The 11,642-nt window shown below is 65.6% G+C and carries 10 protein-coding genes; 2 read left to right on the top strand and 8 right to left on the bottom strand.

What is annotated here, in order from left to right; translation table 11 throughout:
• Positions 1-87 precede the first annotated feature (87 nt).
• Positions 88-1,344: a lipase family protein gene (locus ACIBW7_RS25160; RefSeq protein WP_397050271.1), complete on the bottom strand. Its 1,257-nt coding sequence runs from the start codon at positions 1,342-1,344 to the stop codon at positions 88-90.
• 219 nt (positions 1,345-1,563) lie between these two features.
• Positions 1,564-3,075 (bottom strand): ATP-dependent DNA ligase, encoded by a 1,512-nt coding sequence (locus ACIBW7_RS25155; protein ID WP_397050269.1) that lies wholly within the window; start codon positions 3,073-3,075, stop codon positions 1,564-1,566.
• 93 nt (positions 3,076-3,168) lie between these two features.
• Here ACIBW7_RS25155 and ramB point away from each other — a divergent pair, with 93 nt between their 5' ends.
• Positions 3,169-4,575, top strand: a complete 1,407-nt coding sequence (gene ramB, locus ACIBW7_RS25150) for an acetate metabolism transcriptional regulator RamB (protein ID WP_397050267.1) — start codon at positions 3,169-3,171, stop codon at positions 4,573-4,575.
• A 443-nt stretch (positions 4,576-5,018) separates the two neighbouring features.
• On the opposite strand, the gene ACIBW7_RS25145 is transcribed toward ramB, so the two are convergent.
• A complete protein-coding gene (locus ACIBW7_RS25145; RefSeq protein ID WP_397050265.1) occupies positions 5,019-6,251 on the bottom strand; it encodes an MFS transporter in 1,233 nt (410 codons plus the stop codon).
• A 75-nt stretch (positions 6,252-6,326) separates the two neighbouring features.
• Between ACIBW7_RS25145 and ACIBW7_RS25140 the strand changes: the two genes are divergently transcribed.
• Complete coding sequence (locus tag ACIBW7_RS25140; protein ID WP_397050263.1) at positions 6,327-7,175, top strand: TetR/AcrR family transcriptional regulator; 849 nt, start codon at positions 6,327-6,329, stop codon at positions 7,173-7,175.
• Between the two features lie 138 nt (positions 7,176-7,313).
• Here ACIBW7_RS25140 and ACIBW7_RS25135 read toward each other — a convergent pair whose 3' ends face one another.
• Genes ACIBW7_RS25135 through urtB form a run of 5 tightly spaced genes read right to left on the bottom strand, consistent with a single transcriptional unit; the run spans position 7,314 to position 11,582 of the window.
• A complete protein-coding gene (locus tag ACIBW7_RS25135) occupies positions 7,314-8,018 on the bottom strand; it encodes a GntR family transcriptional regulator (protein ID WP_397050261.1) in 705 nt (234 codons plus the stop codon).
• Positions 8,019-8,028: 10 nt separating this feature from the next.
• Positions 8,029-8,721 carry an urea ABC transporter ATP-binding subunit UrtE gene (gene urtE, locus ACIBW7_RS25130; RefSeq protein ID WP_040696473.1) on the bottom strand — a complete coding sequence of 231 codons (693 nt, stop codon included), beginning with the start codon at positions 8,719-8,721 and terminating at the stop codon, positions 8,029-8,031.
• Positions 8,714-9,556, bottom strand: coding sequence for an urea ABC transporter ATP-binding protein UrtD (gene urtD / locus ACIBW7_RS25125; protein ID WP_397050259.1), 843 nt, complete (start codon positions 9,554-9,556; stop codon positions 8,714-8,716). The genes urtE and urtD overlap by 8 nt, the downstream gene beginning before the upstream one ends.
• Complete coding sequence (gene urtC, locus ACIBW7_RS25120; protein ID WP_397050256.1) at positions 9,553-10,701, bottom strand: urea ABC transporter permease subunit UrtC; 1,149 nt, start codon at positions 10,699-10,701, stop codon at positions 9,553-9,555. Before urtC ends, urtD begins: the two co-directional genes overlap by 4 nt.
• Positions 10,698-11,582 (bottom strand): urea ABC transporter permease subunit UrtB, encoded by an 885-nt coding sequence (gene urtB, locus ACIBW7_RS25115; protein ID WP_397050254.1) that lies wholly within the window; start codon positions 11,580-11,582, stop codon positions 10,698-10,700. The genes urtC and urtB overlap by 4 nt, the downstream gene beginning before the upstream one ends.
• Between the last annotated feature and the right edge of the window lie 60 nt (positions 11,583-11,642).

Here is an 11,642-nt window from a genome sequence, read left to right as displayed (position 1 = left end):
TCCAGTGTGCGGCAATCATGATCGGGATTGCCATGCGGTTGCCGCTTGTCGGGACGCATTTTCGATCGGCTACCGTGAATCTTCGCGCTATCTGCTGACCTTCGAGCAGCCGACCGGTTCGGGTGCGCCGGCGACGCGTTGATCAATCCAGGAATTGGCGGCCGAAACTCCGGTGTCGGCGACGATCAGATGTTCGCCGAAGCGGGCCTCGAAGCGCACCGGAACCCCCAACCGGCACCAGTCGTCGTAGAGGTGTTCGGCCCCGGCGAACGGAATCCACACCTCGTTGATGCCGTGGTACAGGAAGACCGGCACCCGCGGCGCCGCGGTGCCGAGGCGGTTCTCGGCCAGGATCTCCCTGATCATCGGCAGCTTCGTCGGGTGGGCCACGTCGGTGAGCGTCTCCGCGGGTATCGGCGCGAGTGCGCCGAGCAACGCCGCGTTCAGGAAGCAGAGATCCTTGGCGAATTGCGATAGCCGCCAACCGTTGTCATTGAACAGGCCCATGATCTCCGGGTACTCCCTGGCCAGACCCAGGGTTGCGGCCAGGAATACGCCGGCGGCGGCATTGGCGCCGTTCATCGTATTGATCAGCAGGCCGAAGTCGGCGGGCACGCCACCGACCACCGCGCCGACGAGGTTCAGCTCCCCCGCGTATTCCGGTGCGAGTTGCGCCGCCCAGCCCGAGGCGATGGCACCGCCGGAGTAGCCGGAGACCACCGTGGGCGCATCGGGCGACAGACCCAACTCGGGCGTCTGCACGGCGGCGCGTATCGAGTCCAGCACCGCATGTCCGGCCATCCGACCGGCCGCGTACGCCTGTCGCGGACCCTGATGATCGGGCACGATCACCGCATAGTTCTTCGACAGCGGCAGCTGCACCGAACGGCGACCGGCCGATAGACCCAGCTTGAGCTGCTGCGACGGCGCACAGAGATTGCCGAGTGAATCGATCGGCACGTTGTCGGCGACGAGGGGCCGGGGCCCCGAACCCGCCCACGGCGCGATGGGCACGAGCAGGGTGGCGACCACCGGCACCGGACGGCCCTTGGCATCGGTCGATCGGATCAGCAGTTCGGTGGCGGTGACCGGCGTCGGCTCCAGCCCGATATCGACAGCACGGGCCGCGACCACCGCGCCCGGACGCAGATTTTCGAAACCCCGCGGCGGTGTATAGAAGGGGTCGGCGAGCGGCGTCGGCATGACGGAGGCGGGATCACGCGCCGGGTGCAAGATACCGGCGACCGGATCCGGCTCCGCCGCAACCGTTCCCGGCACCGCGATATCGACCGCCGCCACCGCACCGACACAAATCACCGCACCGAGCACCGCCACCTTCCGCATCGGCCGGCCGATGGCCGACCACGATTGCATCCATCGGTTTCGTGCCATACCGAGCAAGACCGAGTCCCCGTTTCCGAGCGTGTATCGGACCAAATCTGAGCCAGTCTGGCCTATGACCAGTACAAATACCGGGAACAGGACCGCTCGGTCTGCATAACGATTCGGACGCCGCGCCGCGCGCGGATCCCGATGCCGGGCGAAGCAGCACGGACCGCTCGATTACGGCAGCAGTGCGCGGACCGTTTCGATGGTGTCGGCATCGGCGGCGGACTTATCGGGTCGATACCGCACAACGCGGGCGAAGCGCAGGGCGACACCGCCCGGATAGCGCGGACTCACCTGGACGCCGTCGAGGGCGATCTCGACCACGAGTTCCGGCCAGAGGTAGACGGTGTATTCATCGCGGGCGCGCTCGTGCCGCGGGAATTCGGCGGTCTGCCAATGCAACAGCGCATCGGTGAGGCCCTTGAAGGTCTTGCCGACCATCACCGGGTCACCGGTTTCCGGATCGCGCGCACCGAGGTGCAGATTCGACAGATATCCGGTGCGACGGCCGTAACCCCATTCCGCACCGAGCACCAGCAGGTCGAGGGTGTGCGTCGGCTTGATCTTCTGCCAGGACCGGCCGCGGCGGCCCGCGGCGTATGGCGCGGTCAACGACTTGACCATGACACCCTCGTGCCCGGCGGCAAGCGCGCCGTCGAAGTACTCCGCGGCCGCCTCGGCGTCGGGTCGGGTCAGGGCCGGGATGCTGTGTGCGGCCGCGACCTTGGTCAGCGCCGTGCGGCGCTCGTGCAGCGGCGCGTCGAGCAGATCCGCACCGTTCAGATGCAAGCAGTCGAAGAAGTAGGGGTGCAGCAGTAATTCCCTGGTCGAGCTGACCTCGGCGAAGCGGCTCATCGTCTCCTGGAAAGGACGCGGCCGTCCGGAATCGGTGAGCGCCAACGTTTCTCCGTCCAGCACCACGCTCGTGCAGTCGAGCTGGGCGACCAGATCGACCAGTTCCGGCACACCAGCGGTGATATCGCGCAACGTCCTTGTGAATACCCAGACCCGCGAACCCTCCCGGTGCACCTGGATGCGCGCGCCGTCCAGTTTGTGTTCGACGCTCACCTCGTCGCCGAATTCGGCCAGCGCCTCGTCCAGCGTGGCACCGGGCGAGGCGAGCATCGGTTGGATCGGGCGGCCCACCTCGAGCCGGAATTCGCTCAGCGCCTCGGCCCCACCGGTCAGCGCGGCGACGGCCGTGACCGGCAACTGTCCGGAGAGCATGTACGCCCGCCGGACCAGTTCGATCGGCACCGCCGCGGCCACCGAGACCGCCTCGGCGACGATTGCGGTGAGCGCGCCCTGACGCAACTCTCCGCCGAGCAGGCGCATCAGGAAGGCCTGCTGGTCGGCGGTCGCGGCGGTCCACAATCCGCGTAGCAATTCCTTGCGCCGGTTGGTCGAGCCGGGGCCGGAGGTCGTGGCCAATTCGCTCAGCGTGCCGTCGACCGACGAAACCGTCAGCGTCGCAAGCTCACTCGGCTCGCATTCGAGTGCGGTCAAGGTACGCCAGCCGGTGCCGATGCGCCCCTGCCGTAGTTCACCGGAGACCCAGGCGACCACCGGCTCCAGCTCGTCCGGGGCGGCCCCGGACAACAGCGCGGCCAGGGTCGCGATCTTCGTCTTCCGGGACCGGGTCGCACGGACGGTCTCCGAGGCCTGCACGACATCCGAGAACAGCATCACTCGACGGTAACCCGGCCCTGTGACATATCGCTCAGCTCTGCTGCTAATTACCCATTGGCAGGTTTGCGAATCCGCTCATAAACTGGACACATGGCCAAGACTTACGTCGGGGCGCGGCTTCGTCAGCTGCGGACCGAACGCGGGCTGAGCCAGGTCTCACTCGCCCAGAAGCTGGAGATCTCGGCGAGTTACCTCAACCAGATCGAACACGATGTGCGCCCGCTCACCGTACCGGTACTGCTGCGTATCAGCGAAGTGTTCGGGGTCGACGCGACCTTTTTCTCCTCCCAGGACGACACCCGGCTCATCGCCGAACTCCAAGAGGTCGTGATGGATCAGGAGCTCGGCATCGAGGCCGATACCCAGGAGATCGCGGATATGGTCTCCGCGCATCCGAGCATGGCGCGCGCACTGGTCAATATGCACAACCGGTACCGCAACACCTCCGCACAGCTGGCCGCCGCCACCGAGGACCGCTTCGCCGACGGCTCCGGCAGCGCGGCGATCAGCAAACCGCACGAGGAAGTGCGCGACTTCTTCTATCAGCGGCAGAACTACATTCACGAATTGGATACCGCCGCAGAGGAACTCACCGCCCGCATCCGCTTCCACGGCGGCGATGTGAACAGCGAGATCGCCCGCCTCCTGCGCGCACACGACGTGCGCATTATCGAGCGCATCGATCTCGGCGAGGGCGTATTGCACCGCTACGATCCAGAGACTCAGCGGCTGGAGATCGCGCCGCACCTGTCCGGTGGTCAGCGCACCTTCAAACTCGCCGCCGAACTCGCCTACTTCGAATGTGGCGACCTGCTCGAAAAGCTGGTCGAAGAGGGCAATTTCGCCTCCGAGGACACCCGCAAGCTGGCCATGCTCGGACTGGCGAATTACTTCGCCGCGGCAACCGTCTTGCCCTACACGCACTTTCACGAGGTCGCCGAGGATTTCCGCTACGACATCGAGCGGCTGTCGGCCTTCTTCACCCAGAGTTACGAGACGATCTGCCATCGCCTCTCGACTCTGCAGCGGCCCAAGTTGCGCGGTGTTCCATTCTCCTTCGTGCGCGTGGATCGCGCGGGGAATATGTCGAAACGCCAGTCCGCCACCGGTTTCCACTTCTCCTCCAGCGGCGGTACCTGCCCGCTGTGGAATGTCTACGAGACCTTCGCCTATCCGGGCAAGATCATGACGCAGATCGCCCAGATGCCCGACGGTCGCAAATACCTGTGGGTCGCCCGCACCGTCGAACGCCGCGCGACCCGATACGGCCAGGCCAGCAAGACCTTTGCGATCGGTCTGGGTTGCGAGCTGCGGCACGCGGGTCGCGTCGTCTACGCCGACGGCATCGATCTCGACGTGGCCAAGGCCACGCCGATCGGTGCGGGCTGCCGGGTCTGCGAACGCACCAATTGCCCCCAACGCGCCTTCCCCCCACTAGGCAAAGTCCTCGACATCAGCGAACACCGCAGCTCAGTCTCCCCCTACGTCCTCAAATAGCCCCACCCCCGCACCCCGCCCCGCCGAGCGTAGCGATCAAGATCAGGTGGCAGTGGTGGCGGAGGGTTCTCGGGCGATGCCGCCACAGTTTCCACGTGATCACATGTCCAACTGGGAGGGCCCGGTTCCTGGCGGCGTTGGGGTTGAGGGCTGCGGTGGGTCCTGTTGTTCTGCACCGACTTCTCGGGGGGTGCTGGACCCAGAGGGTTGGGCGTTCCGTGGTTTTGCCGGGGCAGTGCTGGACGCGTCGGGTGCCGTACTCGGCTTACCTCCCGCAGTTGGGTAGGCAGGCCTGCGGCTTCCAGCTCGGTCGACTGGCTGTGGTTGCGTTCTCGAGAGGTTGCGCAGGGTAGTCGAATGGTCGTTGATGATGGGGTTTTGAGCCACCATTTGACTGCGCTCGACGGCCGCCCCCTTCTGGGGGCGGCCGTTGCGGTGAGTGGTCAGGCTGGTTGGGTTGGGCGCTGGATTTGTGTGCCGAGGAGGGTGAGGGCTAGTGCCAGGACCAGCAGGATTGCCAGGGTCCAGGCCAGGACCGAAAAGCCGTGGGGCGCAGCGGCTGCGGCGACCAGCGGGCCGGCGGTGGCGCCGACGTAGAAGCTGAACATCGCGACCGAGGATGCGGCGGCGCGAGCTTCGCCGCCCAACTCCCCCGCGGTCTGCAGGACCGCCGGTGCGATGACGCCCAGTCCACCGACCAGCACGGCGAGCAGAATCGTCAGCACCGCGAGGTGGGTGCCCTCGAAGGTGGCGACCACCATGGCGGTCGCGGCGACCAGCACGCCCAGCACCATCTGCCCCGGCTTGGTCAGGCGCGAGAGCGGGATGGCCAGCAGCGGCAGTGCGAACATCACCGGCAGCGCGCCCGCACGCAGAGCGAGCAGTTCACCGGAACCCTTGACCAGACCGGTGATTTCGATGCCGGTGTACACCCCGACCATCACCGCCATGGCCAGCGCGCCCGCGGCCAGCATCGGCAGCAGCGCCTTGATCCGCAGCACCGCGGGGATCGCGGCGTAGCTGTGCACAAGCGGCTTGTCGCGACCGGTGGGTGCGTCGTCGAGCATGACCGCACGCAGCACGAATGCGAGCGCCACGAAGACCGCGGCCGAGCCGATGAACATGGTGCGCCACGGGAACGAGGCGACGACGGCCTGCGAGGCGATCTGCGCCAGCACGGTCGCGGCCAGGAAGGAGGTGGCGACCGACATGGTCACCACCGCCCGATGTGCCGGTGCGATGCGGGTGGCGATATAGGCCATGATCGCGGGCGGAATCGAACCGACGACAAGTCCCTGCGCGACGCGCAGGCCGACCTCGATCGGCGCACTGAACGATAGGCCGGTCAACAGCGTGACCACCGCAGCGGCGATCATGCCGGTGACCAGTACCCGGCGGTGGCCGTAGCGATCCGACAGCGGGCCGAACAGCACGAAGCCGCCCGCATAGCCGAAGGCGAAGGCGCTGATGATCCAGGTCATGACGCCCGCGCCCACATTCCACTCGGCCTTCATGGCTGTGAACAGGGGAATCGGGATATACATCTGGCCGGTGGCCAGCAGTGCGGACAGGACGAAAACTGGGAGGGTACGCCCGGTGTGCGCGCGTGGTGACGCGCTGCGAGTGCGTGCCCGAGCCGGGATACCGGCCGGAAGCTGAAGAGTCGGCGTTGCCATGTGGACGAAGTTAGGCCCATAGCCGAGCGGTTGTCAACCAAATAGTTGGTTTAATGGGATGGTAAAGTCGAGGTCATGACGGTCACGATGAAACGGAGCGACGCGACCAAGCAGGCCCTGCTGCGCGCCGCGCGCGACGAATTCGCCGAATACGGCCTGGCCGGCGCGCGGGTGGACCGGATCGCGGAGGCGGCCGGAGTGAACAAGGAGCGCATCTACGGTTTGTTCGGCAGCAAGGACAAGCTCTTCGACGTCATCCTGATCGACACCATGCGCGAATTCATGGACGTGGTCCAGCCCCTGGCCGAGACCGAACCCGGCGAGTACGTGGGCAAGCTGTTCGACTACCACCGCGAAAATCCGCAACTGCTACGGCTTTTGCTCTGGGAGGGACTGCACCGCGGCACCGACGCGCACGATATCGATGGCTGGCGCGCCCAGCACTACCTGCGGAAATTCGACCGCGCCAAGGAGCAGTTCGATGTCGACGCCAGCCGCGCGGGCCGACTGCTGCTGGCCCTGTGCGGCCTGTCCAACTGGAGCCTCGCGGTCCCGCAGACCACCCGCCTACTGCTCGGCGCGGATGCCGAGAACCAGGGCGCAACCCGCGAATTCATGATGGAGTTCGCCAGGGCGGCGCTCCGAACGGATAAATCGATCCCGCACCGCGAGCCGGTCAACGAATTGACCATTGAACCGGGCAGTGGGGTTGACGGGACCACCACTGTCGAGGCGCCGACCGATCCCGTAGACCGCGCCGCCCAACGTCTGCGCGAGGCGCAAGCCGCGGCCGACGCTGCCCGCGACGAACTCGCCGCCGCCCTGCGAGACGCGCATGCCGACGGCACCAGCGCCAACCAACTCGCTCGCCAGGTGTCGGGAACCCTGTCCCGCCCCGTCGTCCTCAAGCTCCTCGCCGATTGAACGCTTTCGGTGCTGAGACACGGGGTTCGCGGATTCGACGCCACTCAGGGGCCTGACCACACGGCGTCAGGTTTCATTTCGCACTTCCGCTACTCGATTCCGCTTGCCCCGATCGTGCAGCGCTTTACGGCCGAAGAGTCAATCCCGAACGGCACGTGAGAGTTTCGTGAACTCGATCGCCTGCTGGGCGCGCGCGAGTACGTGTGTACGCGAGCTACCGATGTGCGCGGTGAGCGTGCGCAGCGCGGCATCGGGATCACCATCGAGTAGCTGTTCGGCGATAGCGATGTGCTCGGCAGTCATGGTGGCGATCCGCTCCGGCGTCGGCAGGTCCAGGGTTCGGACCGGGCGGACCCGGACGTACACACCGGTGAGCGCGTCCGCCAGCGCTGTATTACCCGCCGCGGCAAGCAGAGTCGTATGGAACTGCTCGTCCGCGGCGACCAGCGCGGGGCCCGGCTCGGGCGGATCGTCGCGAAATCCGCTCCAGGTATCGAGTTCCGCACGCACCAGGGACAAGTCGTGTGCCGGTGCGGGTTCCCCGACGATGCCGACGACGCGTTGAATTCCCCTGGTCTCCAGCACAATCCGCAATTCGAACAGATTGTCCAGCTCCTCCAACCGCGGTCGATACGGATACAGCCCATCGGCGTGGCGCTCCACCAATCCGTCGGCCTGCAGCCGGGCGAGTGCTTCCCGCACGGGGGTGCGCGAAACCCCGTAGGTCTCGGCCAGCCGTTCCTCGCCGAGCCGCTCGGTGGGCACGATCGCCCCCGTGGCCAGGTCCCGCCGCAGCGATTCGTAAACCTGCTCGCTGAGCGGAACCCGTCCCCTGCGCGTCATCGCGGCCAGCTCAGATCGCCATCGCCGAGCGCACCGAGGTCTCCGCGCCCGCTCCGCCCTCGCCGGTGGATGTCACGCGTCCGGATTGCAGCACGTAGTAGCGTTGCGCCGCTTGCAGCGCGAAGCCGATGTGCTGTTCCACCAGCAGCACGCTGAGTCCGCCGCGACCGGTCAAATCGATTATGGTGCGCTCGATTTCGGCGACCACGGACGGCTGGATGCCCTCCGTCGGTTCATCGAGAATGAGCAGCTTCGGCTCGGTGATCAGCGCCCTGGCGATAGCCAATTGCTGGCGCTGGCCGCCGGACAGCAGGCCCGCCTTGCGATTCAACAGTTCGCGCAGTGCCGGAAACAGGTCCAGCGATTCGTCGATCAAGGCCTTACCGCGCTTGCGGCCGTCGGCGACGACCTGCAGATTCTCGGCGGTGCTCAGCTGCGGGAAACTCTGTTGCCCCTGCGGCACATAGGCGATTCCGCGTTTGACCCGCCGTGACGGCGACATCTTGGTGATCGCCTCACCGTTGAAGTTGATCTGTCCGGATTTGGTGCCGATCAGACCGACGGCCGTGCGCAGCAATGTGGTCTTGCCCGCGCCGTTGTGCCCCATGATCGCCACCACGCTGTCGTCTGGAACGGTGATCGAGACGCCGTGGATCACCTCGGTGCGGCCGTATCCGGAATGGATGTCGATGAGCTCAAGCATCGGCGGACTCCTTTGCGGTCAGCTCCTGCGCGGTCTGCGCGTCTTCGAGTTCGGTGCCGATGGCCGCGGCGGTACCGAGGTAGACCTCCTGCACCTTCGGATCGGCCTGCACCTGTTCGACAGTGCCCTCGCTGAGTACCTTGCCGGCGGCCAGCACGGTCACCGAGGTCGCGAAGGACCGCATGAAATCCATATCGTGCTCGACCACCACGACAATGCGTTCACCCCCGATGCGCCGCAACAGATTTCCGGTTTCCTCGCGCTCCTCGGCGCTCATACCGGCCACCGGTTCGTCGAGCAGCAGCACCGAGGCGTTCTGCACCAGCAGCATGCCGATCTCGAGCCACTGCTTCTGCCCGTGCGCCAACACTCCGGCGGGCTTATCGCGCAGTTCACCGAGACCGGTGATCTCCAGCGCCTCTTCGACACTCGGCAATACCGACTTGCGGCGGCGCAACAGTGTCAGCGCCGAACGCCCTGCACCCGCGGCGATATCGAGGTTCTGCAGCACACTGAGTTGCTCGAAAACGCTTGCCGTCTGGAAGGTCCGGCCGATGCCGAGCCGAGCGATCTGGTGCACCTTCTTCCCGAGGAATTCGACACCGGACTTCTGCGCCGATCCGGTGGCCGGCACCAGGCCGGTGATCGCATCGATGAGGGTGGTCTTCCCCGCCCCATTCGGTCCGATCAGGAACCGCAGATCACCTTGCAGCACAGTGAGATCCACATCGGAAACGGCCTTGAATCCATCGAAACTCACCGAGAGTCCGCGGATCTCGAGGTACTCACTCGACATGCCCGCATTACCGCCCGGTTTCGGGTCGTGCGCGTTCATCGGGATTCCACCTTCTCCTCGGTCACGACTTCGGGCAGCGGTTCATCGACCTCCACCGGAGTATGCGCGGTGGTCTTACGAAACTTACTGCCCAGCAACCCCTTCAACATCGGCCACACCCCCGCCAGGCCCGCCGGAATGAACCCGACGACCACAATGAACAGCACACCCTGCAGATAGGTCCAGCTGGACGGGAACTCCTCCGAGAGCGCCGTCTGCGCCCACGCGACACCGATCGCGCCGAGTACCGGGCCGAGCAGTGTGGTCCGGCCGCCGATCGCCACACCGATAATGAATGCGATGGACGGCACGACACCGATATCGGCGGGTGAGATGATGCCGACGATCGGGGTGAACAGCGCACCCGCGATGCCCGCGAAGAATGCCGCGACGACATAGGCCACGATCTTGATATTGGCCGGATCGTAACCGAGGAAGCGCACGCGTTCTTCCTGATCACGCACGGCGACAAGCAATTCGCCGTAGCGGCTGCGCATGAGCTGGCGCACTGCGGCGACCACCAGCAGGAGGGTGCCCGCGGCGATGAAGAACAGCATCTGCCGGTTCACCGGATCCGAGAGCTTGAAGCCGAAGAAGGCCCGGAAGTCCGACAATCCGGTGAATCCGCCGATCTTCTGCTGTCCGGTCAGCAGAATCGCGAGCGCCGCGGCCAAGGCCTGACTCAGGATCGCGAAATACGTTCCCTTGACCCGGCGCTTGAATACACCGTAACCGAGTGCCGCCGCAATCAGCGCGGGCAGCACCAGAATGCCGATCAGGGCGACCGGAGCCGACGCGAAAGGCCGCCAGAACGACGGCAATTCGCGAATACCGGCGATCTCCATGAACTCCGGCACGTCATTGTGCAGCCGGGCCGCATCGGCCATCTGCAGGTGCATCGCCATGATGTATGCGCCGATACCGAAGAACACGCCCTGACCGAGCGTGAGCATTCCGCCACGGCCCCAAGCCAATCCGATGCCCGCCGCCACGATCGCGAAGCACAGGAACTTGGCGAGCAGGTTGAGCCGGAAGTCGCTGAGCACGGCGGGCGCGACTGCGAACAGCAGGATCGCGGCGACGACGAAGCCGCTCCACGCGGTCATGGAAGGATGTGCGCGCCAACGTTGTCCGAGTGTGGTCATGCCAGACTCCTCGTCCGAACGGTGAATAGCCCCTGCGGACGAACCTGCAGGAAAATGACGATGATGACGAAGACGATCACCTTCGCGATCGAGGCCGTCGTGGAGTACTCGATATACGAATTCAGCAGGCCCAGTGCGAATGCCGCGATCACGGTGCCCTTGATCTGCCCGAGACCGCCGATCACGACGACCAGGAAGGCGTCGATCAGATAGCTCTGCCCGATGGTCGGGCTGGTCGATCCGATCAGGGTCAGCGCGACACCCGCGACCCCGGCCAGGCCGGAACCGATGAAGAAGGTGCTGATATCGGTGACACGGCTGGAGACGCCGCTGGTCTCGGCCAGATCCCGGTTCTGCACGACCGCGCGGATGCGCCGACCGAGCGGGGTGGTCTTGAGCACGGTGGCCAGCACGGTGACCGCGACGACCGCGAGCACGAGGATGAAGATGCGGGTCTTCGGCACTACCGCACCGAGAATGGTGACACCACCGCTGAGCCAATCGGGTGCGAGTACGTTCTTGGCGGGAGCGCCGAAGATGTCCCGCGCGGCCTGTTGCAGCACGAGTCCGACGCCGAAGGTTACGAGCAGGGTGTCCAGCGGCCGGTCGTACATCCAGCGGATCAGACCCATTTCCAGGGCCGCGCCGAGCAAGCCGCCGACCAGGAAACCGATGAGCAATGAAACGACCAGAGATATTCCGGCCGACGAGATGACCTTCTGCACGACATAAGTCGTGTAGCACCCGGCCATGATGAATTCGCCGTGCGCCATGTTGATCACGCCCATCTGACCGAAGGTCAGCGAAAGGCCCAGCGCCGCAAGCAGAAGAATGGATCCCAGACTCAGCCCGGTGAAGAGCTGGCCGATCAACACGTCCATAGTGGATTCCTAACGGGGTCGGCCGGGTGCGGGCTCCCCCTCACAGAGCCCGCACCCGGC

This window comes from Nocardia sp. NPDC049526, from assembly GCF_044465765.1.
Taxonomy (GTDB): Bacteria; Actinomycetota; Actinomycetes; order Mycobacteriales; family Mycobacteriaceae; genus Nocardia.
The sequence above is the reverse complement of the archived record's forward strand: the minus strand, read 5'-3'. Positions and strand labels throughout refer to the sequence as shown.

Bases quoted from the DNA above. Each gene is read 5' to 3' on its own strand.
- ACIBW7_RS25160 (WP_397050271.1), bottom strand. From the start codon at position 1,344: ATGCGGAAGGTGGCGGTGCTCGGTGCGGTGATTTGTGTCGGTGCGGTG.
- ACIBW7_RS25155 (WP_397050269.1), bottom strand. From the start codon at position 3,075: ATGCTGTTCTCGGATGTCGTGCAGGCCTCGGAGACCGTCCGTGCGACC.
- ramB (WP_397050267.1), top strand. From the start codon at position 3,169: ATGGCCAAGACTTACGTCGGGGCGCGGCTTCGTCAGCTGCGGACCGAA.
- ACIBW7_RS25145 (WP_397050265.1), bottom strand. From the start codon at position 6,251: ATGGCAACGCCGACTCTTCAGCTTCCGGCCGGTATCCCGGCTCGGGCA.
- ACIBW7_RS25140 (WP_397050263.1), top strand. From the start codon at position 6,327: ATGACGGTCACGATGAAACGGAGCGACGCGACCAAGCAGGCCCTGCTG.
- ACIBW7_RS25135 (WP_397050261.1), bottom strand. From the start codon at position 8,018: ATGACGCGCAGGGGACGGGTTCCGCTCAGCGAGCAGGTTTACGAATCG.
- urtE (WP_040696473.1), bottom strand. From the start codon at position 8,721: ATGCTTGAGCTCATCGACATCCATTCCGGATACGGCCGCACCGAGGTG.
- urtD (WP_397050259.1), bottom strand. From the start codon at position 9,556: ATGAACGCGCACGACCCGAAACCGGGCGGTAATGCGGGCATGTCGAGT.
- urtC (WP_397050256.1), bottom strand. From the start codon at position 10,701: ATGACCACACTCGGACAACGTTGGCGCGCACATCCTTCCATGACCGCG.
- urtB (WP_397050254.1), bottom strand. From the start codon at position 11,582: ATGGACGTGTTGATCGGCCAGCTCTTCACCGGGCTGAGTCTGGGATCC.